Origin of the sequence: Streptococcus pantholopis, assembly GCF_001642085.1 — a bacterium.
In the GTDB taxonomy this organism is placed as follows: Bacteria; Bacillota; Bacilli; order Lactobacillales; family Streptococcaceae; genus Streptococcus; species Streptococcus pantholopis.
In genome coordinates this window covers 186,761-213,251 of record NZ_CP014699.1, presented here as the reverse complement: position 1 = coordinate 213,251, position 26,491 = coordinate 186,761, and the positions used below count along the sequence as shown (strand labels likewise).

The 26,491-nt window shown below is 42.8% G+C and carries 21 protein-coding genes; 3 read left to right on the top strand and 18 right to left on the bottom strand.

The genetic code is table 11. The features are described 5' to 3' along the window. Window positions 1–31: 31 nt before the first annotated feature. The 7 genes from A0O21_RS01005 to A0O21_RS00970 form a co-directional block, all read right to left on the bottom strand. Complete coding sequence (locus tag A0O21_RS01005) at window positions 32–1,417, bottom strand: MFS transporter (RefSeq protein WP_067060175.1); 1,386 nt, start codon at window positions 1,415–1,417, stop codon at window positions 32–34. 888 nt (window positions 1,418–2,305) lie between these two features. Further along, the gene (gatB, locus tag A0O21_RS00995) at window positions 2,306–3,745 is read right to left on the bottom strand and encodes an Asp-tRNA(Asn)/Glu-tRNA(Gln) amidotransferase subunit GatB (protein WP_067060172.1); all 1,440 of its coding nucleotides are present in this window, start codon (window positions 3,743–3,745) and stop codon (window positions 2,306–2,308) included. Next, entirely contained in the window at window positions 3,745–5,211 is a 1,467-nt protein-coding gene (gene gatA, locus A0O21_RS00990) for an Asp-tRNA(Asn)/Glu-tRNA(Gln) amidotransferase subunit GatA (protein WP_067060170.1), read from the bottom strand. Before gatA ends, gatB begins: the two co-directional genes overlap by 1 nt. Continuing rightward, complete coding sequence (gatC, locus tag A0O21_RS00985) at window positions 5,211–5,513, bottom strand: Asp-tRNA(Asn)/Glu-tRNA(Gln) amidotransferase subunit GatC (RefSeq protein WP_067060168.1); 303 nt, start codon at window positions 5,511–5,513, stop codon at window positions 5,211–5,213. The genes gatA and gatC overlap by 1 nt, the downstream gene beginning before the upstream one ends. A 1,095-nt stretch (window positions 5,514–6,608) precedes the next feature. Next, window positions 6,609–7,130: a nitroreductase family protein gene (locus A0O21_RS00980; RefSeq protein WP_067060165.1), complete on the bottom strand. Its 522-nt coding sequence runs from the start codon at window positions 7,128–7,130 to the stop codon at window positions 6,609–6,611. Window positions 7,131–7,155: 25 nt separating this feature from the next. Continuing rightward, complete coding sequence (locus A0O21_RS00975) at window positions 7,156–8,070, bottom strand: alpha/beta hydrolase (RefSeq protein WP_067060163.1); 915 nt, start codon at window positions 8,068–8,070, stop codon at window positions 7,156–7,158. A 131-nt stretch (window positions 8,071–8,201) separates the two neighbouring features. Continuing rightward, window positions 8,202–8,510: a hypothetical protein gene (locus A0O21_RS00970; RefSeq protein WP_067060160.1), complete on the bottom strand. Its 309-nt coding sequence runs from the start codon at window positions 8,508–8,510 to the stop codon at window positions 8,202–8,204. Between the two features lie 102 nt (window positions 8,511–8,612). On the opposite strand from A0O21_RS00970, the gene A0O21_RS00965 reads away from it, so the two are divergent. Further along, window positions 8,613–9,485 (top strand): LysR family transcriptional regulator, encoded by an 873-nt coding sequence (locus A0O21_RS00965; protein WP_067060158.1) that lies wholly within the window; start codon window positions 8,613–8,615, stop codon window positions 9,483–9,485. 522 nt (window positions 9,486–10,007) lie between these two features. Continuing rightward, window positions 10,008–10,802 carry a TraX family protein gene (locus tag A0O21_RS00960; RefSeq protein WP_067060156.1) on the top strand — a complete coding sequence of 265 codons (795 nt, stop codon included), beginning with the start codon at window positions 10,008–10,010 and terminating at the stop codon, window positions 10,800–10,802. A 71-nt stretch (window positions 10,803–10,873) separates the two neighbouring features. Here A0O21_RS00960 and A0O21_RS00955 read toward each other — a convergent pair whose 3' ends face one another. The 4 genes from A0O21_RS00955 to A0O21_RS00940 all read right to left on the bottom strand — a co-directional run bounded on the left by A0O21_RS00955 (window position 10,874) and on the right by A0O21_RS00940 (window position 15,910). After that, window positions 10,874–11,419, bottom strand: coding sequence for a cysteine hydrolase family protein (locus tag A0O21_RS00955; protein ID WP_067060154.1), 546 nt, complete (start codon window positions 11,417–11,419; stop codon window positions 10,874–10,876). A gap of 4 nt (window positions 11,420–11,423) precedes the next feature. Continuing rightward, on the bottom strand, window positions 11,424–12,206 hold the full coding sequence (gene codY / locus A0O21_RS00950) for a GTP-sensing pleiotropic transcriptional regulator CodY (RefSeq protein WP_067060152.1): 783 nt from the start codon (window positions 12,204–12,206) through the stop codon (window positions 11,424–11,426). A 690-nt stretch (window positions 12,207–12,896) separates the two neighbouring features. Continuing rightward, window positions 12,897–14,111, bottom strand: coding sequence for a pyridoxal phosphate-dependent aminotransferase (locus tag A0O21_RS00945; RefSeq protein WP_067060150.1), 1,215 nt, complete (start codon window positions 14,109–14,111; stop codon window positions 12,897–12,899). Between the two features lie 56 nt (window positions 14,112–14,167). Then, window positions 14,168–15,910 (bottom strand): glycerophosphodiester phosphodiesterase, encoded by a 1,743-nt coding sequence (locus tag A0O21_RS00940; protein WP_067060148.1) that lies wholly within the window; start codon window positions 15,908–15,910, stop codon window positions 14,168–14,170. Window positions 15,911–17,056: 1,146 nt separating this feature from the next. Here A0O21_RS00940 and A0O21_RS00935 point away from each other — a divergent pair. Further along, the gene (locus A0O21_RS00935; protein WP_067060146.1) at window positions 17,057–17,509 is read left to right on the top strand and encodes a universal stress protein; all 453 of its coding nucleotides are present in this window, start codon (window positions 17,057–17,059) and stop codon (window positions 17,507–17,509) included. Between the two features lie 102 nt (window positions 17,510–17,611). Here the strand turns inward: A0O21_RS00935 and A0O21_RS00930 are convergent, their stop codons facing one another. The 7 genes from A0O21_RS00930 to A0O21_RS00900 form a co-directional block, all read right to left on the bottom strand. Then, window positions 17,612–18,994: a Cof-type HAD-IIB family hydrolase gene (locus A0O21_RS00930; RefSeq protein WP_067060143.1), complete on the bottom strand. Its 1,383-nt coding sequence runs from the start codon at window positions 18,992–18,994 to the stop codon at window positions 17,612–17,614. A 301-nt stretch (window positions 18,995–19,295) separates the two neighbouring features. Continuing rightward, complete coding sequence (locus A0O21_RS00925) at window positions 19,296–20,210, bottom strand: aldo/keto reductase (RefSeq protein ID WP_067060141.1); 915 nt, start codon at window positions 20,208–20,210, stop codon at window positions 19,296–19,298. A gap of 267 nt (window positions 20,211–20,477) precedes the next feature. Then, window positions 20,478–22,493, bottom strand: coding sequence for an ATP-dependent DNA helicase RecG (gene recG / locus A0O21_RS00920; RefSeq protein ID WP_067060139.1), 2,016 nt, complete (start codon window positions 22,491–22,493; stop codon window positions 20,478–20,480). A gap of 354 nt (window positions 22,494–22,847) precedes the next feature. Continuing rightward, on the bottom strand, window positions 22,848–23,951 hold the full coding sequence (gene alr / locus A0O21_RS00915) for an alanine racemase (protein WP_067060137.1): 1,104 nt from the start codon (window positions 23,949–23,951) through the stop codon (window positions 22,848–22,850). Next, window positions 23,948–24,307: a holo-ACP synthase gene (gene acpS / locus A0O21_RS00910; protein WP_067060135.1), complete on the bottom strand. Its 360-nt coding sequence runs from the start codon at window positions 24,305–24,307 to the stop codon at window positions 23,948–23,950. The genes alr and acpS overlap by 4 nt, the downstream gene beginning before the upstream one ends. A 64-nt stretch (window positions 24,308–24,371) precedes the next feature. Beyond that, window positions 24,372–25,433 carry a 3-deoxy-7-phosphoheptulonate synthase gene (locus A0O21_RS00905; protein ID WP_067060133.1) on the bottom strand — a complete coding sequence of 354 codons (1,062 nt, stop codon included), beginning with the start codon at window positions 25,431–25,433 and terminating at the stop codon, window positions 24,372–24,374. Window position 25,434: 1 nt separating this feature from the next. After that, window positions 25,435–26,466 (bottom strand): 3-deoxy-7-phosphoheptulonate synthase, encoded by a 1,032-nt coding sequence (locus A0O21_RS00900; protein ID WP_067060131.1) that lies wholly within the window; start codon window positions 26,464–26,466, stop codon window positions 25,435–25,437. Window positions 26,467–26,491 lie beyond the last annotated feature (25 nt).

Here is a 26,491-nt window from a genome sequence, read left to right as displayed (position 1 = left end):
AAAAACCAAAACATAAAGGCCATAAAAAGGGCTAATCTTCTTTTTTGACAACTAAAACAAGAAGGCCGAGCTGAATCACAGCTAAAACCAAAAAGACGATAAAAGCGTGCCGGGAACCAACAGCAGTGGCTCTGCTGTATGCCGATTCAGAGCTTGTCTGGCTCATAGCGACAATCAAAGCGGCTACAGTTGTTCCAAGAGCTCCGGCAAACTGCTGCAATGTGTTAAAAATAGCATTGGCATCTGAGCGCTCTTGAAAGGTCAGCTGCTTTTGCCCATTGGTCATAATATTGCCAAAAGCCATACCTGTTCCTACCATGTTGAAGAAATAGATTAAGCAGATAGCCCCGTTAGACAGATGCAGACCAAACACTGCATAGAGCAGCAAAGCAGCAAGAACGAGACCCGCGCCCAGCCAAATCGGTTTTCGAGCTCCAAATCTATCTAAAATAGTGCCGCCGAACGGAGAAAAGCACGCCCCCAGCAAGGCCCCCGGAAGTACTATCAAACCTGCCGCTGTTGCATCGGCACCATTAACCAGCTGAACATAATTAGGAATCAAAAAAGACAAGCCTAGGTTGACGATCTGAAAGAGGAAAAAAGCCGCAACATGACCAGCAAAGATAGGATTTTTCAAAATAGCAAGATTAACAATCGGCTGCTCCAGCCGACCTAAACGAATGAGCAGGAAAACAAGCCCTAAAATGCCTAAAATCAAGGTCCCTAAAACATTAAGACTGAAAAAAGGGTGAGAACTGAGCCCTTCAATCCCCAAAATCAGACCGATAAATAAAACCATGATGGCCAGAAAACTTAGAAAGTCAAACCGCTCCGCTGCTACTTCTGACTTTTGCTCAATACTGGTCATTCCTAAAAAAAGCGATAAGAGCAGCAGAGGCACTAAAAGGACAAAAATATAACGCCAGCCCAACACAGAAGCGGTCAAACCGCCAAATGTGGGGCCGATAGCCGGTGCCACAGCGGTAATCAGGGTTCCGACCCCCATCATCAGACCGATTTTATTCATCGGCACCTGCTCTAAAATAATATTAAACATCAAGGGCAGGGCAATTCCGACACCTATCCCCTGGACTACACGCCCCAACAAAAGCAGGCCAAACGTTGGAGCCAAAATATCAATTAAAAGACCCGCCAAAAAGAGAAGATTGGCTGTCAGAAACAGCGGCTTCATTTTAAAAGAGCGCTTAAGATAGGCCGAAATCGGAACAATAATAGCAACAACCAAAAGATAAACCGTTGTCATCCACTGAACAGTTGCTGTCCCGATGCCAAATTCTCTCATCAAAGTCGGAAAAGTAATATTCATTGCCGTCTCAACCAAAACACCGCTAAATGACAGCAAACCTGTTGCCAAAATAGCAGCAATCAGCTTCTTTGATAACCCACTCTGTGACATCAAAAACCCCCTTATATTAAGATACAAAGGCCGTATAAAAATCCGTATGAAAATAGGGACTGACAAGTGATGCTGGCATCACGAGGCAGGCATCTTTTTCACTAGGATTTTAGGCCGTGTTCAATTCAACAAGATACAAAGCCCGTTAAAAGAGCAATAGGAAAATAGGGGACTGACTGACGAATCGCCAGATTCTAAGTCCGGACATCTTTTTCCCCAGCGTTTAGGCGTATTCAATTCAACAAGATACAAAGCCCGTTAAAAGAGCAAAGCAAAAATGACGGTAAGTCCGAAATCTGCGATTTCGCAGACGCACCTCTGCCAAGACGACTAGGGAGCGAGACAGAACCCCAGACCGTAAAGTTCGATGTCTCGCCCCCGCAAAGCCTAGCAGACATTTTAAAGCTTTGAAAAAGCGACTAAAATACCGCTAGACGACTAGCGTCTTGTTTATACTACAAGCAATGAATTAGGAGGCTAGGATTTTTGTCTGCCTTCAGACGGCTACGGCTAGCTAATTTGAAATCAATTCTAAACTTAAGCATATCTTTTTTGTTTATGATTAGATTCTGCTGTAAAAAAGAGGCCTTTCGCCTTGCTTCTCCACAGCAGATGAGCCTCCGCAGAGCAAATGATGAAATCACTTTCAGAAACAGCACTCTGCCTTTGATTCTCTCCTCTGCCTGCCCAGACTCCATTTTATCATTGTAACATATTTTAGCCTTAAAAGATAAGTCTTCATTTATAGAAAATAATATCTGGCGGCTTTCATAAAACAAAAAACCGCCAACAAAAGTTGACAGTTTAGAAATTCAAAGAGACAGCCGGACCGTTCCAGTATCTCAGCTATCTTTTTACGACAGGCAGAGACTTTTTGCCTCTTTCTTCTCACTCCAGCAGTTTGGCTAATTCTTCTTTAAGCAGTTTTTGAGCAACCTGAGGGTTGGCCTGGCCTTTGGTGGCTTTCATGAGAAAACCAGTGAAAGCCTTATCAGCATTGCGTTTGCCCGATTTAAAGTCAGCAACTGCTCCTTGGTTATCTGCAAAAACTTGATGTATAATAGGAAGCAAAGCATCAGGGTCTGAAATTTGAACCAAGCCTGCTTTTTCAACATATTCACGCGCTGAACCGCCCTTTTTCGCCAAATGTGTGAAAACTTTTTTGGCTATTTTCGACGAGATAGTCGCGTCTTGAATAAGCGTCAGCATCTCAACTAAATTGTCAGGTGTCAGCTGAATTTGTTCCAGTGTCTTGTTTTCGCTGTTTAGGAACTGGGCAACTTCCCCTTGCAGCCAGTTGGCAACTTGCTTGGCATCGCCGCCAAGCGCCACAGCTTTCTCAAAAAAGTCAGAAGTTGTCTTGCTGGCTGTCAGCTGGCCGGCATCATAGCTTGTCAAGCCAAGTTCTGCAACATAGCGGGCACGGCGTTCCTTAGGAAATTCTGGAAGACTCCTGCGCATGTCTGCAATCCAGCTGTCAGAAATTTCAAAAAGCGGCAGATCAGGTTCCGGGAAATAGCGGTAATCTGCCGATCCCTCCTTGACACGCATCAGGACAGTTGTCTTACTGGCTTCATCATAACGACGGGTTTCCTGCCGGATTTGTCCGCCGGAACGCAGAATTTTGGCCTGACGCTCCGCCTCAAATTCTAAACCTTTACGGACATTGCTGAAAGAATTCAAGTTTTTCAGTTCAGTCTTGGTTCCAAACGCCTCCTGACCGTAAGGACGCAGAGAGATATTGGCATCCACACGCATAGAACCTTCTTCCATTTTCACATCAGAAATGCCGGTATACTGGATAAGTTCTTTAAGAGCTGTCAGATAAGCGTAAGCTTCTTCAGGCGATCGCATATCTGCTTCGGAGACAATTTCAATCAAGGGAACACCCTGACGGTTGAGGTCAACATAAGAATAACCATCGCTTCCGTGAGTATTTTTACCAGCATCTTCCTCCAAGTGAGCCCGTTCAATGCGGATTTTTTTGCTGGAACCATCTTCAAGTTCAATAGCAATCCAGCCATCATAACCGATAGGCTCATCAAATTGGGAAATTTGATAGGCTTTTGGATTATCGGGGTAAAAATAATTCTTGCGGTCAAAGTGCATGTTTTGATGGATGGCCATATTGAGTGCCAGCGCAGCCTTGATTCCGGCGTCAATGACACCTTTATTCATTACAGGAAGCACGCCTGGAAAGGACCAGTCGATAACATTGGTGTTGGCATTCTGTTCTTGTCCAAAATGGGCAGGCGTCGGTGAGAAAATCTTAGAATTGGTATTCAATTCAACGTGAACTTCAAGTCCGATAATTGTTTCAAAGTTCATTAGGCTTCACCTCCAAAAATTAAAGGCTGCTGTTGGTGGTAGTCAGTCGTAGCTTCAAAAGCTGCTGCCGCCTGATAAATGACCGGTTCTGAATATTTAGGTCCGATCAGCTGCAAACCGACCGGAAGGCCGCCGCTAAAGCCGGCAGGGATAGAAATCCCCGGCAGACCAGCTAAATTCACAGGTATTGTCAGTATATCAGCCAGATACATAGCAACAGGGTCATGGTTGAGTGTTTCTAAATCAAAAGCAGCTGTCGGCGCTGTCGGCCCTAAAATTAAGTCATAATCCGCAAACACTTTTTCAAAGTCGCGAATGATAAGGGTCCGAACCTGTCCGGCTTTCTTAAAGTAAGCATCATAATAGCCCGATGACAGGCTGAAGGTCCCCAGCATGATACGGCGCTTGACTTCATCGCCAAAGCCTTCGCTGCGCGTATTGACATAAATGTCATCAAGACTGCCCGCTTTTTCAGTACGGTAGCCATAGCGAATACCGTCAAAACGCTGTAAATTCGAAGAAGCTTCTGACGAAGCAATGATATAGTAGACCGCCACGCCGTATGGACTGTGCGGCAGTGTCACTTCCTCTACTGCTGCCCCCAGTTTTTCAAAGTGCTTAGCAGCGTTGAGAATGGTTTCTTTTACCTCCGGCGCAATTCCTTCACCAAGGTATTCTTTAGGCAGAGCCATTCGCATTCCCTTGATATCCTGCCCAATCTTAGCAGTAAAATCCTCTTCTTGATGCTTAGATGAAGTAGAATCTTTAACATCATATCCTGCGATAACATTAAGAAGCTGTGCATTTTCTTTAACTGTTTGCGACAGCGGACCAATTTGATCCAGTGAGCTGCCAAAGGCAATCAGACCAAACCGTGAGACGGTACCGTAAGTGGGTTTGAGGCCGACAATACCGTTAAATGAAGCCGGCTGGCGAATAGAACCGCCGGTATCTGACCCTAGTGACAGACGCACCTGCCCGGCAGCAACAGCTGCAGCAGATCCGCCCGAGGAACCGCCGGGGACTTTGGCCTGATTCCAGGCATTCTTTGTTTTCTTAAAATAAGAGGTTTCGGTAGAACCGCCCATAGCAAACTCATCCATATTAGTTTTGCCAATGACAACCATATCTTTTCTATAAAGCTTTTCAACGGCTGTGGCATCAAAGATGGGCTCATAATTGTAAAGCATTTTTGACGCAGCCGTTGTCAAGATACCTTTTGTTGAAATATTGTCCTTAACGGCTACAGGAATACCGGCCAAGGGCTTATCCGCATCAATCCCTTGTTTATCAAGCTTAGCAGCCTGTGCTAGAGCAGCATCTTCTGAAATCGTAATAAAAGAGGCAACCGTCTCCTCGCGCTTCTTAATATCTTCCAGTGTCGCCTTTGTTAATTCTGTTGCGGAAATTTCTTTTTTGACGAGAAGCTGATGCAGCTCATCAGCCGTTTTATGATTAAAAGACATTAAGCATCTCCTCCATCTTCCAGAATAGCCGGCACTTTAATGTAGTAATTGTCAGACTGCGGTACATTTTTAAAGAGAGCATCCCGGTCATCTCCCTTCTGAGCCACATCTTCACGCATCACTGTCTTACTTTCTGCCATCGTTGTTGTCACTGGGATACCGTCTGTATCTACTTCGTTTAGCAGCTCTACCATATCAACAATTTTTGTCAGGGTATCTGCAAATTCAGCTGTCTCTTCTTCAGAAAAGGACAATTTGGACAGCTTAGCCACATGACGTACTTCTTCTTCAGAAATTTTCATTCATTTCTCCTTTAATGTAAGATACAAAGGGCGTTAAGAACGCAAAAGGAAAATAGGAGACTGACCGATGAATCCAGAAAGATTCGAGGTCAGGCTATCTTTTTCCCACAGCGTTTAGCCCGTGTTCAATTCAACAAGATACAAAGCCCGTTAAAAGAGCAAAGCAAAAATAGAAGCCAGACCGATGAGTCACTAAAGACTCAAGGGAGGGCTGTCTTTTTTGCACAGCTCTTAGGGCGTGTTCAATTAACAAGATACAAAGCCCGTTAAAAGAGCAAAGCAAAAATAGAAGCCAGACCGATGAGTCACTAAAGACTCAAGGGAGGGCTGTCTTTTTTGCACAGCTCTTAGGGCGTGTTCAATTAACAAGATACAAAGCCCGTGAAAAACGCAAAAGGAAAATAGGAGACTGACTGATGAATCCAGAAAGATTCGAGGTCAGGCTATCTTTTTCCCACAGCGTTTAGCCCGTGTTCAATTAACAAGATACAAAGCCCGTTAAAAGAGCAAAGCAAAAATAGGAAAATTGACGAAGAGTCCCTAAGACTCTAGGAGATTTTATCTTTTTTGCACAGCTCTTAGGGCGTGTTCAATTACACAAGATACAAAGCCCGTTCAAGCTCTCAGCAAAAAGACGGTAAGTCCGAAATCTGTGATTTCGCAGACGCACCTCTGCCAGAACGACTAGAAGGGTGCGGTCGACTGTTAAGGCGACAAAGCCTTCAGACGTTTACGGCTGACCAATTTGAAATCAAGTCTAAACTTAACCATATTTTTTGCACAGAGCTGAGCCCGTGTTCAGTTCCAATAAGATACAAAGCAGCCCGTTAAAGCAGCAGGGCTGGCAGATATTTCTTATTTTAAGGCTTGGCTTTTCTTAGTTTACCTAGTCCTAAAAATTATACCATATTTTCATCTGTAACAATAGATATGATAATCTTTTAGATAAGCTGATATTTTCAACGGCTTTAGTCATTAAGCAAAAAACAGGAGCCGAGGCATAAAATTAAAAGGACCTAGTTCTGTACAGCAGAGAACTAGATCCTTCAGTTGTTTTGTTCGGCTTTTTAAGGGCAGTTTATTATCATGGTTCACTTATAGGATTTTTTCAACTTTAGAGTAATCTAAATCGTTTTCAGTGTATGATTTTTTCAATTCTGCCTTTTCACCTAACGCCATCACATTTAAGACGGTATAGTCACCAGAAACATTAAGGAGAGCCCGTATTTCTTCGTCTGAAGTTTTGGTTTTACCATTTCGATTTCGAATATGCACCCAGCAGGCACCTATATTAAACTGCTCTGCCGCTAGCCAAAGATAAGAGGAGGCAATTGCTCCATCTTCGATCCAAAACTCTGACGAATTATCAACCATAACTACAATAACAGTATCTGCACCATTAATCTGAGAACCGCCATATATCTTACATGCACCAATTTTTAAGATTGTCGCCTTATCTCTAACAACTATAAATTTTACTGTCTTTTTCTTAAATGCTGTAGGAGCTGTGAGACCAACTTTAATAATCTCATCAATAATATCATCATCGATTTTAGTGGATTGATACCTTCTTACTGCTCGTCTTCGTCTTGTTAATTCAAACAATTCATTTTTCATAGGAAACCTTCTTATCGCTTGACTATCATAGTCTTTCAGTAAAGAACTTACTCAGCGCTTCTACTGCTTGACTGACATATTCCGGTATGTCGTAAAGCTCCATATGATTTGCTCCGTCAATAACAACTAATTTTTTATCAGTTGAAGCCGCTTTTTCGATTAATGTATCGCTAACCCACTTACTATCGGCTGCACTTCCAACAATAGCGAGTAATGGTTGAGTTAAAAACACATCGGCTTTAAAGAAGGCATCATAGGTTAATACTTGAGTAAAGCTCCTAAACGTTGCATATCCAACTGCATTGGGATGGCCCCCGCGAGGTGTACAGTAGTATTCCCAAGATTGGCGCATTTCTTCGCTGGGAGCGTCTTCTTCTTTTAACGGAATCAAAGGAATCGTTTGATTAGTGTTTTTCAAGCAATCCTCTGTTCGTGCATTTGATGCTGCTTCTAATAATGGTAAGGCTTCTGCATCACTTTGGTTATTCGTCCATCCGTTGCGCATCATGGCACCAAAATTAGCTGCACTAACAGTAGCTACAGCTTTTAGTCGTCTGTCATTTATAGCCGCATTAACGGTATAGCCACCGCCTGCACAAATACCAAGTGCACCAATTCGATTAGAATCAACATAGCGCAGTGTTGTTAAATAATCGGCAACTCCACTGATGTCTTCAACACGAATATAGGGATTTTCTAACTGCCTTGGAAGTCCAGAACTCTCACCTTGATAACTGGCATCAAAAGCAATCGTAATAAAATTAGCTTTCGCTAAATGTTGAGCATAAAGACCGCTAGTCTGTTCTTTTACACCTCCAGCAGGATGGGTAACAATAATAGCCGGATAGGTCTTTGCATCATCAAATTCTGGCGGAAAATACAGGTTTGCAGACATTGTAATTCCTTGACCGTTATAGTTGAAAAAGCTAACTTTTTTCATATTTATCCCCTTTCCTTATCTAACTTTATCTGTATTTTTTTGTAAAACGAACTGTGATAAAAACAATTAACCATCTGATAAAATCGTTCAAAAGCTTCGTATCCTCACAGTTATCAATTTATTTGACAGTATCAATAAATTTTATCAATCGCTTCATAATCAATTTTTTCAAAATATGGCGCTAATGGTAGTTCTGACATTCTAGCTTCAGCCTCCTCAAGTGTTTTTACTCTCATTACCAATATACCGCCTCCTAATGCGTCATTTTCAACACGGGCAAATAGATTTTCAATCAATCCTTCCTCATGCCATCTATTTGATACTTCATACTCTTTTTCTAAAATTTCTGGACTTATTTCTACATTTTTTAACTGTGTAGAAATTAAAAAAGCATTAGTTTCAATTGGTTTTTCTGCCATTTTCTTAGCATTATCATTCATTTTTATCGCCCCCTTGCTCTTTTTATTTCTTGTCACTAAAAGAAGTATATGTTATAATTTATCATAAGTCAAATACATATTTTTGAATGAGGTGATAACCAAATGGTTATACACGATAATTTAAAAACTTTTATTACAGTCGCTAAAAATAAAAGTTTTACAAAAACCGCTAAAGAACTTTTTGTCTCTCAGCCCGCCGTCAGTAAGGCCATAAAAAATCTTGAAGAAGAGTTACAAGTTAAGTTATTTCAGCGCGACAAAAGAAAAGGACTGAACTTAACCAATGTAGGTAAAGAAATTTTGCTCTATGCCCGACAAATGGAAAATCTTGAAAATAAAATCTATCAGGCAACCTATTTAGAAAATAATCTATTAAGTGGGCAAATAAGGGTCGCTGCTCTTCCAATCATCACAACTATGATATTGGTTCCCATTTTCAAAATTTTTAAAGAAAAATATCCTTTAGTCAACATTGAATTAATCGAAGGTACTGCATTCGAAGTTAGAGAGGCTGTATTAAACCACCATGTTGACTTTGGACTTTCAACATCACCTTTTCAAGATTTAGAAACAAAGTTTCTACTAACTGATAAAATGTGCGCCATTAGCAGCCAAAAATTATCAAATGAAATTAATCTTTATAATCAGGCTGCTGAAAATTTGATTTTTTGCCAAGCCGGTCAAGAGACTGCCATGGAAATTCTTCATTCATATAATATTAGCTTCGACAGAAGTTTTATTGTCAAGCAACCAGAAACTGCAGTAAAGTTTGTTGAAGAAAACTATGGCATAGGAATTATTTCTGAGTTTGTTCTATCTTCTATCTCTCAAAAAAGTATTCATAAAATTGATATTAGCCCTAAGATTGAAATTGAATTCGGAATAGTTGCTACGGATTTTTCCGATTTGAGCCCTAGTGCCTCAAAAATGGTAGAAATGATAGCAAACCAATTTCATCAACAAAATAAAACCTAGCAAGAGAGCGCCTGCGAAATCATAGATTTTTGGCTTACCTTCAGCCATAGCCGTCTGAAGGCTTTGTCGTCCTGCGGCCGACCGCACCCTTCTAGTCGTCTTGGCAGAGGTGCGTCTGCGAAATCAAAGATTTCGGACTTACCGTCATTTTTGCTTTACTCTTTTAGCGGGCTTTGTATCTTACTGAATTGAACACGGCCTAAACGCTGCGTAAAAAAGATAAAATTTCCTAGAGTCTTTAGCGACTCTTCGTCAATTTTCCTATTTTTACTTTGCGTTCTTAACAGCCTTTGTATCTTGTTAATTGAACACGGCCTAAGCTCTGTGCAAAAAATATGGTTAAGTTTAGACTTGATTTCAAATTGGTCAGCCGTAAACGACTGAAAGCTTTGTCGCCTTAACAGTCGACCGCACCTTTCTAGTCGTTCTGGCAGAGGTGCGCCTACGAAATCACAGATTTCTGGCTTACCATCATTTTTGCTGTGAGCTTTAGACGGCCTTTGTATCTTGTGGAGGGGTATGATGAAAAAATTTAAAGGCTTTAATACTAATCAGCTGAAGTATTTGGCGCTTGTTTTTATGTTTCTGGATTCGTTATTCTTTAGTTTTCCGGGTGTCTTTCCTGCTTGGATACACCTGATCACCCGCTTTGTCGCTCCTTTGTTTGCTTTTTTTACCGTTGAAGGTTTTTTTCACAGCAGTAACCGCAAAAAACATTTAAAGCGGCTTTGGCTGGCTGCCGGCCTCATGCAGCTGGGAAATTTTCTGTCCTATCTTTTATTAGGCCCTCTATACCAAATTACTGATAATATCTTCTTAACACTGGCTTTAGGTTATAGTGTCATTTTTCTTTTTGAAACAGGCAAATCCAAATCAGCCTATCGTTTTCTATTTTATTTGGCGGGGCTGCTCCTGTTTATTATCGGCTTAATTTTTTCGGTTCTGCCTGTCATAATTGGCAGCTACAGTTTTGGTGTTGAAGGCGGTATTCAAGTTCTCTTTACAATGCTGATTTTTTGGGCCTTTTATGGCAATCGGCAGAAACAAGTGTTTGTTTTTTTGTTGTGGAACCTCTTACTCCTTGCTTTAATGGGGCCTGATTTTAATATCAGTCAGGCACCGTCTTTTGCTGCCTGGTTTGCTAATTTTTGCTATAACAGCGACAGCCTAACCTTTCTCTTTTTGCCATTTATCTTTTTATACAATGGCCAAAAAGGAAGTAAAAAACCGATTCATAAATGGATTTTCTATATTTTTTATCCCCTGCAGTTCTGGCTGCTGCATCTGCTGGCGTTTTTCATACATTTTTCCGGATAAATCAAAAAAAGCAGAATAAAATCGGTAAACATAAAAAACCGATTTTACTCCGCTTTTTTATCAGCTGATTTTTATTTAATGACCGCCCCTAAAACATTTTGCAAATGATTAAGCGCCCATTGATTATTTTCCGGTGTCAGACTGGCTACACAGTCTTTTGGTATTTCAAGACTGTAGCCCAGATTATAGGCGTCAATAGCTGTGTGTAAAACGCAGATATCTGTCAGCACACCCGTTAAAACCAGATTTGTCACATGGCGTTCACGCAAACGAATGTCGAGGTCCGTTCCGGCAAAGGCTGAATAGTGTCTTTTATCCAGCCAAAAGACCTTCGCGTCCTGCTTTATCTGCTCATAAACCTGACCTAACCGTCCGTATAAAGCACGACCGGCAGTACCATTGATATTATGCGGCGGAAAGAGGCGGCTTTCAGGGTGAAAAGCATCTCCTTCATCATGACCGTCAATAGCAAAGAAGATATAGTCTCCTGCTTCATAAGCCTGCTGTGTTTTAGCAGCGACAGCTTCTTCAATAGCCTGAGCCGGTTTGCCGGCAGTCAGTTTACCGTCGTCAGCAACAAAGTCATAGGTATAGTCAATTGAGATTAAAGCTTTCATCGTCTTAAAAATCCTTTAATTTATCAAAAATACCTTCATTAATCACCTTGAGATAGGTTCCCTTCATTCCCAGCGAACGGCTTTCTATAATGCCCGCACTTTCTAATTTACGAAGAGCATTGACGATAACAGAGCGCGTGATACCGATGCGGTCGGCAATAACAGAAGCTGTCAGCCGGCCCTCACTGCCATCTAATTCACCGAGAATAGCAGCCACAGCCTTCATCTCAGAATAAGAAAGGGTATTGATTGCCATATTAACCGCTGTCTGCCTGCGGATCGTCTCTTCCAGATTTTCAGTCTGAAGATTGAGCAGCTGGATTCCCACTACTGTTGAAGCAATCTCTGCCAAAATTAAGTCATCTTCAGAGAATTCTTTGTCATTCCGCCAGATAACCAAGGATCCTAAGCGCATCCCCCCTCCGTATATCGGAGCGATTGTTGTCAGTCCGTCAGGATAAATATCTTTTGATTCTACAGGAAAAATTGTCAAGTCACTGTCTATCGGCAGATTGGCTTCTGTATCATAGACACGGCTGGCCGCTTTGACATAATCCTCCGGAAGCTGTTTGGCCGCAAAGAACTCTTCAACACGGTCAGTATTTGTTTTATATTTCATTGCATAGCCCAAAAGAGTACCGCCGCCATTCATAATACAGGCATTGCAATCAATAATGTCTGCCAGCTGGGCAGCCATCGTGTTGTAAGGCAAATCAGTTTCCAGGCTGTCCACCGAACGCTGTAAAATCGATGTGATTTTTCTTGTTTTTTGTAATAAATTAGCCATTGTCCTATTCCTTTTATAATTTTACAACTTCATTATAGCAGAGCCCAATATAAATTGCAAATAATTGTCTGAAAATTACGGGCAATTCAGACAATTATTTTGTAAGCGCCATCTTCTATTAGTACTACCTCCTGACTTAAATTCAAAAAAATAAAGCCGGAGCTTCTTTTCTAAGAAAAAGTCTCTCGGACTATCTGTCAGCCGTAGTCGTCTGAAGGACTATTTTAAAAATAGGCCTTAATATTTGTTAAAGTGCTACGTGCAAGACGCTAGTCGTCTAGTGGCACTTTATTCGCTTTTTCAAAGCTTTAAAATGCCTACTAGGCTTTGCGGGGGCGGGACAAGGAACTTTATGGTCTGGGGTACTGTCCCACTCCCTAGTCGTTCTAGCAGGGGTGCGCAGACGAAATCAAAGATTTCTGGCTTACCGCCAGCCGTAAACATCTGAAAGCTTTGTCGCCTTAACAGTCGACCGCACCTTTCTAGTCGTTCTGGCAGGGGTGCGCCTACGAAATCAAAGATTTCTGGCTTACCGCCATTTTCATACGGATTTTTAAACGGCCTTTGTATCTTGTCAATTGAACACAGCCTAAAATCCTAGTGAAAAAGATGAAGTCCGTCGTGATGCAGGTCATCGCTAGTCCTTCCCTATTTTCATACGGATTTTTAAACGGCCTTTGTATCTTGGTGTTACCGGCGGAAGTGGTGCAGGACCCGTGAGATTTTTTCTTGAACGGATGCCAGTTCTTCTACTCTCGGCAGATAGACAATGCGGAAATGGTCGGGATCTTTCCAATTAAAGCCGCGGCCATGCACAAGCATGACTTTTTCTTTTTGCAGCAGGCGCAGAACAAACTGTTCGTCATCATCAATGCGGTACATAGTTTGATCAATTTTTGGGAAAATATACAAGCCTGCTTTTGGTTTGACGGCTGACAGACCAGGAATATCGTTAATAGCCTGATAGATAAAATTCCGCTGCTCATAAATCCGGCCGCCCGGCAGCAAAAGTTCATCTACTGACTGATGCCCGCCCAAAGAAGTCTGCACAACCTGCTGGGATAAAACATTGGAGCACAGACGCATATTAGCCAGCATGTTCAGCCCCTCAATATAGTCTTTGACATGTTTTTTCGGTCCGGACAAGACCATCCAGCCGACGCGGAAACCTGCAATACGGTGAGACTTCGATAGGCCATTCATCGAAACACAAAAGACATCTGGTGCTAGGCTGGCAATAGCTGTGTGCTGCAGTTCGTCCATGACCAGCCGGTCATAGATTTCATCGGCAAAAATCAGCAGATCATTCTGTCGGGCAATATCAACAATTTCTTCTAGAATATCCTTAGGATATAGGGCGCCTGTTGGATTATTGGGGTTGATAACAACGATAGCTTTAGTATTAGAGCTTATTTTTGCCTTTATGTCAGCAATATCGGGGTACCATTCTGCTTTCTCGTCACAAAGATAGTGAACAGCATGTCCGCCTGCCAGACTGACCGCAGCAGTCCACAGCGGATAATCAGGCATGGGAATCAGTACCTCATCGCCATCATCAAGCAGCCCCTGCATACTCATGGTAATTAATTCTGAGACACCGTTGCCGATATAGATATCATCAACATCGACTTTTGGAAATCCCTTAATCTGGCAGTACTGCATAATAGCTTTGCGGGCAGAAAAAATCCCTTTGCTGTCTGAATAGCCTTCACTGTTGCGGGCATTTAAAATGAGGTCACGAATGACTTCATCCGGTGCTGTAAAACCAAATTCAGCGGGATTGCCGGTATTAAGACGCAGAATCTGTTCACCATTAGCCATCATGCGGTTGGCCTCATCTAAAACCGGTCCCCGGATATCGTAAGCGACATGTTCTAATTTTGATGATTTCTCAACAGTTTTCATTCTTCTTCTCCCTCAGTAACAAATTTATCCTAATAACAATGAATGCTTAAAAAGGCCTATGACAGATTTAGCAGACGCAAGAAGTAAGTCACATAAGAATCTTCAGTAGCAATCATCTTTTTTTCTTCCTTGACGAGTTCAGGATAATCTGTGATAATCCCAGTAACACCGGACTGCAGATATTTATCAATTTCGTTTTCACTGTTAATCGTCCAGACATAGATTTCTTTTCCCTGCTTTTTAGCCGCTCTGGCGGAAGCCTCACGGTAAGAAAATTCTTCCAAGGCATAAAAGTCAACAGCGTGCGTAGTAAATTGCCCGAGTTGCAGTGGAATAACATAGCCAGTTTCAACAGCAGGATTTAGAGACTCAATACGCTCCATGGTTGATAAACTCATTGACATCACTTTATAGTCTTGACTGACTCCCAATTCCTTCATACGGGCAAGAAAAATTTCTTCATAATCAGCAGGTTCTTTTCCGCTAGGCTTTAATTCTACCAATAGTTTGACGCCTAATTTCTTCGCTTCTTCAACGTAGGTCGAAAAAGTGACTAAATGACTGCTAAAGCCATTTTGTTTAATTGGCAGGCCGACAAGATCAGCTGCCTTAGATTCACTGATAGTGAGGTTTTCCCCGGTTAGGCGTTTAAGATTATCGTCATGACTGACTATAAACTCTTTATCCTTGGTCATAATGATATCCATTTCAACATAATCAGCACCGGCTTTTGCTGCTGCTCTCAAAGCTTCCAGCGAATTTTCTACACCTTCGCTTACATAGCCTCTATGAGCCAGAATTTGAATCTTGTTAGGATCAGCATCTGCTATTTGGCCAGCATTGTATACGTAAACAAGGCAGCCGATAGCAATTATTAAAAGAAAAAGGAAGAGCGACTGTCTTTTTAGAGGAGGACGGGCATTGCTAGTCATCCCCGGATTCAGGCTATTTAAAAGATAGTCAAGTGAGCCTACTTTCATAAAAAGACTGCCTGTAAACAAGAAGCCCCAAACAAAAGTCAAAAACAGGCTTTCAATCACGAGATTCCCCTGACTGCGGTCAAGCATGGCAGCCATCCCAATCCCCAGAAGTGATAACAAAATCAAGCTTCCGGTCAGGGCAAGATTGACTAAAACTAAGCCGCCCAGATTCTTTATATGACTGATTTTAGTCAGCTGCCAGCTTGTTTTCATATTTTGAATGAAGCTTTGATGGTTATGCGTAACCGTTAATGGCAAGGTATAAATAAACCGAAAATACAAATAAATAAACAGCGTATTGACTGCATAATACAGGTAAGTCCCGCCGCTTGTCTTAAACAGCTCTCCGGAAATAAATTTGGGAATATAAAGGTTCTCCAGCAGAAACGACGAATAGAAAAAACTCAAAATAGGAAGAGACAGCAGCAAATACAGCACAAAAGCCAGAAAATTCCAGCCTGATACAATCCGGAAAAAAGAGCGAGCCTTTTCTTTTATCCCGACAAAAACCTGTCGGAACTTCCCTCCTTTGACAGCAATAATCTCAGCTAACACAGAAAATTCCACATAGATGAGAAAAGCCAGCATAAGAAGGTAGACAGGCATTAAAATCAAGGTCAGGGGATTAGTAAAAAAAGTAAAAATATTGTCAGCCGTCAGTCCGGGTAGACCGCTGTTAATCAGAATAACCCTAAAAAGCAAAGAAAGCAGATAAGCTCCAGCTGTAGTCAGCAGGAACTGTAAAATCGCAGCGCGCAAAATATAAGTATACTTATACCAATAAAGGTCTCTTAAAACGTCTTTGACTGTCTGTAACATAAAAACTCCTTAATCATTATCCCTTTTATTTTACCAAAATACCAAACATTAGAAAATCCTTTTTTCACCAAGATACAAAGCCCGTCAAAAGAGCAAAGCAAAAATAGGAAAATTGACGAAGAGTCGCTAAGACTCTAGGAGATTTTATCTTTTTTGCACAGCTCTTAGGGCGTGTTCAATTGACAAGATACAAAGCCCGTCAAAAGAGCAAAGCAAAAATAGGAAAATTGACGAAGAGTCGCTAAGACTCTAGGAGATTTTATCTTTTTTGCACAGCTCTTAGGGCGTGTTCAATTGACAAGATACAAAGCCCGTCAAAAGAGCAAAGCAAAAATGACGGTAAGCCAGAAATCTCTGATTTCGTAGGCGCACCTCTGCCAAGACGACTAGAAAGGTGCGGTCGACTGTTAAGGCGACAAAGCTTTCAGACGTCTACGGCTAGCTAACTTAAAATCGATTTTCAACTTAACCCTGTCTTTTTTGCACAGCTCTTAGGGCGTGTTTGATTCACCAAGATACAAAACCCGTGAAAAACGCAAAAGCAAAAATGACGGTAAGCCAGAAATCTCTGATTTCGCAGACGCACCCCTGCCAGAACGACTAGGGAGTGGGACAGAACCCCAGACCACAAAGTTCCTTGTCCCACCCCCGCAAATCCTAGTAGGCAATTTAAAGCTTTGAAAAAGTGAATAAAGTGCCACTAGACGACTAGCGTCTTGCACATAGCACTATAACAAATATTAAGGCCTATTTTTAAAATCGTCTTTCAGACGTCTACGGCTGGCGGTAAGCCAGAAATCTCTGATTTCGCAGACCTCCCTCTGCTAAAATAGTGCGACTTATCACAAATTTTGCCATATATAACTGTTAGTTTGGGGTGTAAAATACATAAAAATCCCTGCTGCCTTAAGTATAAAATTGTAGCAGCGATGACATAGGAACTGCCGTCATAGCCCCTGAGATGGCAAATCTGCTCGGGCAGAATAGCCAAAAATTCTTTTGAAACGCTTTCACTTTCGTGTCTAAAGGAGTATAATAGGGGTATAGGCAGAAGGGGAAACTGACTGATAGCAAATTTTTTCTTTAAGTGCAAGCTACTTATTGCCTTTGTTGCTTTGAGATTATTCATTAAAGGAGGCGCAGGATATGTCACAAAAATATGAACGAATTCTAGTTGCTATTGATGGCTCTTATGAGTCAGAACTGGCTTTTCAAAAAGGGGTGAATGTGGCTCTGCGTAATGATGCCGAACTCCTCCTGACACATGTCATTGACACGCGGGCACTTCAAAGTGTTGCAACCTTTGATACTTATATATATGAAAAACTAGAGCAGGAAGCAAAGGATGTTCTTTCTGACTATGAAAAACAAGCTCGCGATGCCGGACTGACTAAAGTCAAGCAAATTATCGAATTTGGTAATCCTAAATCGCTTTTAGCAAGAGATATTCCTGATAAAGAAAAAGCTGATTTGATTATGGTCGGAGCGACAGGTCTCAATACTTTTGAACGTCTGCTGATCGGCTCCTCTTCTGAATACATCCTTCGCCATGCCAAAGTGGATTTGCTGGTTGTCCGAGATAGTCAAAAAGTCTTCTGATAATGCCTTCCTTTCCTTAGCTGTCAAACAATAGATTTCTCTCTTAATTACAGCAGTCCTTAGCTCAAAAAGCCATTTCGTTCTGACTTGAATGAAATGGCTTTATTTTTTATGTAAAGATTTTTGGATTTGCCTATCCAGCTCTGCTTTTATAGCGGTTTCCGGAGCAAAGCGTGCCTCCCAGTCGTCTGGTTTTAATATCTTATGTGTCACAGGATCAAAGTGCGCTTTACCGTCAGGGAAGATTTTCCCCATATTGGCTTCATGAACTGTGTCAAATAAAGGTTTGGGATCCACCCCCATCAAAACAAAGGAACCGTAAGTAAAATACAATAAATCCGTCAAGGCATCAGCCTGACCAACCAAAGGTGTCTCTGTGTGTTCTTTAGACTGAACTTTTTCTCTGGCCTTATCAATAGCATAATGTAAATCTAGTACCGCATTTTTAAACTGATCTTGATCTCCCTGGCTGGCAGCATATAAAAACTCCACAATTTCTTCAGCCTTAAAATCTGCGCGGTTTCCTGCTTCTTTAAGGCTATAAACCCTTGGCGTTTCCAGCGTATCTCCATCCATAAGCTGATGAAAATCTTTCACCTTATTGAAATTCTCATCCTTACTCTTAAAGCTTTGTTCTGTGTCAAAATGAATCAGACCATAATGCGCCAGCGCTTTTGAAATTCCGTCATTATTATTACTTGCTGTTGTATAATGGGACTCTGCTTTGACAGTCTCAGAAGCATTCCCCATTGCCACGCCTATCCCTACACCTGAAAGCATCTCAATATCATTCTCAGAATCTCCAAAAGCCATTACTTCAGTCAAACTAAAGTCAAATAGACGGCCGACACGTTTAATCCCTTCAATCTTAGACTGTCCTTCCGAAATCAGGTCTGCTGAGTAAGGACTGCTGCGGGTAATCGTAATGTGGGGGAATTTTTCCCGAATCTTTGCCGTTTCTCCGGCAGTCGCTACCATAACAATTTGGTAGACCGGTTCCCGCATGATTGTTACTAAGGTTTCCATGTTTTGCGGTTTAAACCGGCGGATTAAGTGTTTAAAACTTTGCTCAAGGGTTTTTGCCATCCTTTTAGGGACAATGCTGCTGACAACCTGGCCAAATCTGCTGGTCCCCATATTAATAATATTGGAACCGACTAAACCGGAAGCCAATCCCAGCGATATTTCCCGCCGTTTTTCGCCTGCGTAGCGGATAACTTTGTAGATCAAGGATTTTGGCAGCTGATTTTGATACAGGATTTTATCAAGCGTATAGATATACTGACCATTATAAGTAACCGCAAAATCAAGGCCTAAATTTTCCATATAAGGCTGCACAAAAGCAGGACCGCGGCCAGTCGCCAGCCCTACAAAAACACCCTGTTCCTTTAGACTCTGAATGGCTTTTTCGGTTGAGTGTTGGACATTTTTACGGTCATTTAAAAGCGTCCCGTCAATATCAAAAAATACTGCCTTAACTACCACATTTTCTCCTCTTTATACTGAAATAGACAATAACACATTTTTAAATATCCAGGCAGACCGCACCCTCCTAGTCATCCTGGCAGGGGCACGCCTGCGAAATCATAAATTTCTGACTTTCCGACAGCCCTGCACTCACAGGAAAGTCCTCTAAATTTTTACAAGTACCTTTTTAATAATCCAATAGAGTGACTGCCAAATTCAGAACAGGTAGCAGCGGTCAGCCAGTAATGTGAAACACGCTCATCAGATTTCTAAAAAAGCAAAACCTGTTTTTAGACCCTCATAAAAACAGGCTTAATTGCTATGGCAGTTTGTTCCCTGCGCTTTGGTAAATATCATACCATTCAGCACGCGTTAAGGAAATATGCTGAGCCTGCATAATCCGGTCAATCCGGTCTGGGTTCATCGAACCGATAACAGCCTGCATTCGAGCAGGGTGGCGTAAAATCCAGGCAATGATGATAGCCTCTGCTGAGACATGGTAACGCTCAGCGTATTTCTCAATAGTCTGAGCTAAAGCTTTATAACGTTTATCAGTCATAAAGAGCCCCTGCTCTAAATCAATTTGAAATGGAGACCAAACCTGAATGGTTACATGGTTTAAGCGGCAGTACTCCACAATCCCATTTTCACGGTCAATTGCAGCCTGATTGGTCATATTAACGTTCAGGCCGGCATCAAACAGGACAGTATGAGCGGGAGAGAGCTGCAGCTGATTGATGACAAGCGGCTGTTCCAGATAAGCCTGAAGCAGCTCCATCTGGTAGCGATTCTGGTTGCTGACACCGAAATACTTCACTTTCCCTGCTTTATGAAGCTGACTGAAGGCCTCAGCTATTTCTTCCGGCTCCATCAGAACATCAGGACGATGAAGCAGGAAAAAATCCAGATAATCAGTCCCCAGCCTCTCAAGACTCGCTTCAACTGTCTGAATAATATAGTCTTTGGAAAAATCGTAATACCCCTGACGGATACCGCATTTTGACTGAAGCAGCAGCTTTTCACGCTCTACCCCCAGATTGCGGACGGCCTGTCCAAAACGGCGCTCGGATTCACCGGCACCATAAATATCAGCATGGTCAAAAAAATTGATACCATGCTCTAAAGCAGCGGTCAAGACCTGCTCTGCTTTGCTGATTTCCAAGGCCCCCATTCGCATACAGCCTAAAGCGATAGGCGCAGTCTGAACTTGAGTAGGGCCGATTTTTTGTGACATAGATAACTCCTTTGTTTTTGTCGTAGCTTTATTGTAACACATTTCAGTAAAAAGCCCTGTTTGCAAGCATTATTATAAAATTTAGCCTATCAGTAAAAATTTTTGGACAGGTCTCTCAGCTACGAGAACTGCCCTTGCCAGCTGACGGTAAGGCAAAGACTTTTATTTTCTTCAAATTTCTTAAGCATTGCTGAGACCGCCTGATTTTTCAGGCTTTAAGTTTATTGGGATTTGCGGCTGTTTTGACGCCTCATATCAAAAAGCAGTCTAATCAAAGCTGTCATTTTGATTCAAGTTGGGCACAATTACCTGCCAGCGCTCGTCCTGCTGCCAGTGGCTGTCAGAAACAATCAGGGCAGCGACCCGTCTGGCTTCTTCTAAAATATTAAAATCTTCAATCACATCTGCTACTTGAAACTCAGGCAGGCCTGACTGGCGCGTGCCAAAAATTTCACCTGACCCTCGCAGTTTTAAATCCGCTTCTGCCAGCAGAAAACCATCGGTTGTCTGAGTCATTGCTTTCATTCGCTCTTTGCCCGATTCTGTCTTTGGATTAGCTACCAAGACAGCATAGGACTGTTTGCTGCCGCGGCCTACACGTCCGCGCAGCTGGTGCAGCTGGCTTAGACCAAATCGATCAGCATCCATAATCAGCATAATAGTGGCGTCAGGCACATTAACCCCGACTTCAACGACTGTTGTAGCAACCAATATCTGAAGCCGCTTGCTTTTAAAATCCTGCATAATAGCTTCTTTTTCTTCATTTTTTAGACGGCCGTGCAAAAGAGCCACCTTGGCTTCCGCTGCAAAATAGGCTGAAAGCTCCTCATACAAGTCTGTGGCGTTTTTCAAATCCAGACTTTCAGACTCCTCGATCAGCGGTGAGATGACATAAGCCTGAGCGCCTTTTTTTAATTCTGATTTCATCCAGGAAAAAACGTTCTCAAGCTCTTCATGCTTTATCCAGCGGGTCAGAATAGGTCTGCGTCCGGCAGGCAGTTCAGTAATCGTTGAAACATCCATTTCACCAAAAGTCGTAATCGCCAGCGTCCGAGGAATGGGAGTAGCGGTCATCATGAGCACATCCGGATTACTCCCCTTTTCTCGAAAAAGCCTCCGCTGCCTAACCCCGAAGCGGTGCTGCTCATCTGTAATAACCAAACCTAAACGGTGATAATCAACACCCTCCTGAATCAGGGCATGCGTTCCAACAATCATATTGACTGAACCGGAAGCTATAGCCGATAAAACCGTCCGCCTGACCGGAGCTTTCATACCTGAAGTCAAAATCGCAATAGATAAATCGGGGAACAGGGCAGATAAGCTTTCATAGTGCTGTTCTGCTAATATTTCTGTCGGAACCATTAAAGCTGACTGAAAGCCTGCTGTATAGGTTGCATACATGGCCAGACTGGCAATAATCGTCTTGCCGGAGCCGACATCTCCCTGCAGGAGCCGGTTCATATGTCTGCCTGATCGCATATCAGTTAAAATATCATTGAGGCTGTTTTTTTGAGAAGCTGTCAAAGAAAACGGCAGTTGAGAAATTTTCTGCCGGACAGCTTCTTGATTATAGTTGACGGCCAGACCGCTTTTTTCTGTTTTATTGGCTGCTTTGAGGAGCTGCAGCTGCATTTGAAAATAGAAAAGTTCTTCAAATTTAATGCGGCGCAGGGCCTGCCTGTACTGGGATAAATCCTTTGGGAAATGCATAGCTGCAGTTGCCTGACTGCGCCCTAAAAGCCGGTATTTATCCAACAAAACCTGAGGAAGATTTTCGGGGAGCCACTGATGGGCTCCGACTGCAAAAGCTGCCTTAACAGCCTTTACCAAAGCATTTTGCGTCACACCCTGTCCTAATCGATAAACAGGCTGCAAATCATCACTCGCTTGAACGAGGATTTTCATCCCTGTAACAGCCGACTTCAGGGCATCCCACTTCCCAAATACGGCCAGCCTGCTGCCGACTGTCACCTTCTCCTGTAAGTAAGGCTGATTAAAAAAACTGACGCTTATGACAGCTTCTCCTTGTTTCATTTTAAAGGAAAGACGATTGCGCTTATGTCCATAATACTGAACATTGGCAGGCGTCACTACTGTCCCGCTGATAACGGCCTTTTCGCCATCAGCCAGCTCAAAAACCGACTTATCCTTAAAATCTTCATAACGAAATGGATAGTAAAGCAAGAGATCTTCTATGGTGTAAATATTTAATTTCTGAAATTTTTCAGCAGATTTGGGCCCTAAACCTTTCAAAACTGCAATAGATGATTGTAAATCCATATATTCTCCACCAACTAATCAACAGACAAGACCATTTAACTTTTTAACTCATTATAGCAGCCTTGCAGTAAGACCGGACTCTAACATTTTCATACAAAGTTTCGCCTCATGTAAAGAGTGCACAGCACCCTTATTATAACAAAGGAAAATAAGCTTATCCCCCATAACGGCTCTGACAGATTCCGACTGACCGAAAAACATTGCTTTTGGCAACTGGACTAAAAGCTAGCATATCACTGAAGAATCGAGCACTGCCCTCTTTTTGCCAAATGCGCCAAGGCTGCATTGTTCAGAAATTTTAAGGTTCCGGTCAGTAGAAGCAGGATGCTTTCACTTGTCTCTTGGGAGTTAGGCTTACAGGTACTGCCTAGGTATACGGCTGCTGAGTAAGCAGAGGATCTCATAGTTTATTGTCCCGCGTTTCCGGGCCAGATCAGTTGCCGAAATCCTCTGGCCCTTTTCTGTGCCAATTAAAGTCACTTTTGTCCCTAAAGGATAAGCCTGCGGCAGGCGGACTGTCAGCTGGTCCATTGAAATCCGGCCGACAATCTCACATTCCTGTCCATCAACAAGTACCGAAAAACCTTGCAAATCGCGTGTCCATCCGTCAGCGTAGCCGATAGGAACCGTCCCGATATACTGTGCTGAAGAGGCAGTGTAAGTAGCACCATAGCCCACATTATCCCCTTCGTCTATTTTTTTCATCTGAATCAGGGCAGACTCCAGAGACAGAGCTGGTTTCAAGGGATAAGGTAGGCTTAGCGTGCTGCCGCTCGGATTTAAACCATAGATGGCCAGTCCCAGCCGTACGGCACTAAAAATAGTTTCCTTATGCCACAGACTGGCTGCCGAATTACTGGCATGGACCAGCTCAGGCTGTTCGTCTAACTGAGCTAGAATTTTTTTAAAGAAGGCCAGCTGCTCCTGCAGTTTTTGATCGTCGACCTCATCAGCCGTTGCAAAATGCGTAAAAATTCCCTCAACTGTACTGCCGGCCTCTTTTAATTCTGATAGTAAATAATTAGCTTCTTCGGCGGTTCTGATACCAATGCGCCCCATACCGGAATCCACTTTGATATGGACCGTCAAATCACGGAAATCAGATCCCTGTGACCGGGCCACATCCAGCCATTCTAGACTGCTTACCGTTAAGGTCAGCGCAAAGGCTTTAGCCAGCTTGATATCAGCCGGAACGATTGGTCCCAAAACTAGGATATCATTGGTAATACCGGACTGCCGCAATTCAATCGCTTCATCCAGATTAGAAACGGCAAAAGCATCTACAATCCCCTGGATAAAATGAGCTACTTTTACAGCTCCGTGGCCGTAAGCATCCGCTTTAACAACAGCATAGGTTTTCGTCCCCTGGGGGATATGGCTTTGGATAGTTTTAATATTATCAGCAATAGCCTGTAAATTAATAATGGCTTTAGTTGGCCGATGTAAACCAGGAATCATTTTTCTGCCTCCAAAATAACGCTGGCCTGAACAAAGTTTCCGCTGTGACTCAGGGAAATAAAACTTTTCCCGGAAAAAGGCGAGTGGGTAATCACAGGAGCTCCCTTGTCGTTAGTCAGGACTTCTATATCCCGAAAACCGACAGGACCGATACCGGTCCCCAAAGCTTTAGAAAAAGCTTCTTTGGCGGCCCATCGGCCGGCCAGATATTCCATCTGCCGCTTAGGAGCAGATAAAGACTGAAAAACAGCTAATTCTTCATCTGTTAAAATTCGCCGGGCAAATGAATTATTTTTCTTATAAGCCGCCGCAATCGCATCTATGGCCTGTAAATCAATGCCATGTCCTACTATCATGAATTCTCCTTTAAAAGATAAGAGCAGACAGAAAAAAGAGGAGGCCAATCTCTCTTTTTCCGCACTATGATTTGAAAATCAGTTCTTCGTAAGAACCAATGCCTAAAAAGGTATAAATCTCACGGACAAGCTTTTCAGTCTTCTCCCAGCCAAGACAGGGATCCGTGATGGACTTACCATAAATTTCGGGCTTATCCTGCCTGCCGTCTTCCAAATAAGATTCAATCATGAAGCCACGGACACAGCGTTTGATTTTCTCATTCCAGTCGCGGTTGATAAGCGTCTGCCGAACAATTCGAATCTGTTCAAGGTAGTTTTTCCCTGAATTGTCATGATTAGCATCAATCAGCAAAAAAGGATTTTTTAAGCCCATTTTTTCATACTGACTGATGGCTTTAAGCAAATCTTCATAAGCATAGTTAGGCTGATTTTCACCCGAAGAAGCAGCTCCCCCGCGAAGAATAGCATGCGCCAAAGGATTGCCGTCTGTCTCAACTTCTGCATCATGAAAGATGAAACTCTGCCTATTTTGTGCTGCATAGATGGCATTGAACATGACAGTCAGATTGCCGGAAGTCGGATTCTTCATTCCTGTCGGTACATCCAGGCCGGAAGCCACAAAGCGGTGTTCTTGGTCCTCAACAGAACGGGCGCCAATCGCATGATAAGAAACTAAATCGTCCAAAAATGACAGATTAGAAGGGTAAAGCATTTCATCAGCGGTCGTCAGCCCGGTCTCAGTGATAATACGGCTGTGCAGCCGCCTCACAGCAGCTATCCCGTCAATCAAGCTGGGCGCCGATCTAGTATCAGGCTGATGAATCATCCCTTTATAGCCATCGCCGTTTGTCCGCGGTTTGGACGTATAGACACGCATGACCATAAAAATTTTATCCTTAACCGCTTCCTGAAGTTCAGCCAAACGGTGGGCATAATCAAGCACGGCCCTCTCATCGTCTGAAGAACACGGGCCAATAACTAAAAGCAGACGCTCGTCTTCCCCCCGGATGATAGCAGCCAGTTCTTGATCTCTGGCCAGTTTACGGTCAAGAAAGCGACCTTCCAGCTTAGACAGCGCTTTGATTTGTGCGATATCAAGAGCCGCACTTTTCTGATGAATTCCCATTTTACATTCCTAATGTCTGATAGATTTCGCGAACCAGCTCCTCGGTCTTCTCCCAGCCAAGACAAGGATCCGTAATGGACTTGCCGTAAACTTCGGGCTTGTCCTGCCTGCCGTCTTCCAGATAAGACTCAATCATGAAGCCGCGGACATACTGTTTTATCTTTTCACTCCAGTCGCGATTGATAAGTGTCTGCCGAACAATACGAATCTGCTCAAGATAATTTTTCCCTGAATTGTCATGATTGGTGTCAATGATGATAAAAGGATTCTCAAGTGCCATTTTTTCATATTGATCAATAGTTTCTAAAAGATTGTCGTAGTAGTAATTGGGGATATTTTTGCCATACTCATTGGTCCCCCCTCGCAAAATCACATGCGCCAATGTATTGCCCGATGTCTCAACTTCCTCCCCGTTAAAAAGAAAATTTTGCCGAGCCTGAGCCGCATAAATACCGTTAAACATGACGGTCAGATTGCCGGAAGTCGGATTTTTCATTCCTGTCGGCACATCGATGCCAGAAGCCACAAAACGGTGCTGCTGATTTTCAACCGACCGCGCCCCGACAGCAATATAAGAGACGAGATCGTCGACCAAGGGGAGATTTTCCGGATAAAGCATTTCATCTGCGGTCGTCATGCCAGTTTCTTCAATAACGCGGTAGTGGAGCCTGCGTACAGCCTTTATCCCATTGATTAAATGAGGTGTCGCCTTGGCATTGGGCTGATGAACCAAGCCTTTATAGCCATCGCCGTTTGTCCGCGGTTTAGCTGTATATACCCGCATGACAAGAAAGAGCCGATCTTTAACAGCCTCTTGCAATTGAGCCAAACGGCGGGCATATTCTAGTACGGCTTTTTCATCATCAGATGAACAAGGGCCGACAACAAGTAACAGCCGCTCATCTTCACCCTTGATAATGGCCGTCAGCTGTTGGTCGCGCTCTCTTTTTTTAGACAGAGCAGCACCGTCTAAGGTAGTGCTGTTTTTTATTTCTTCAATATTAATTTTTTCGCTCGTTGATTTGAATGACATGCTTTCTCCTGAGATTCAACTGCTC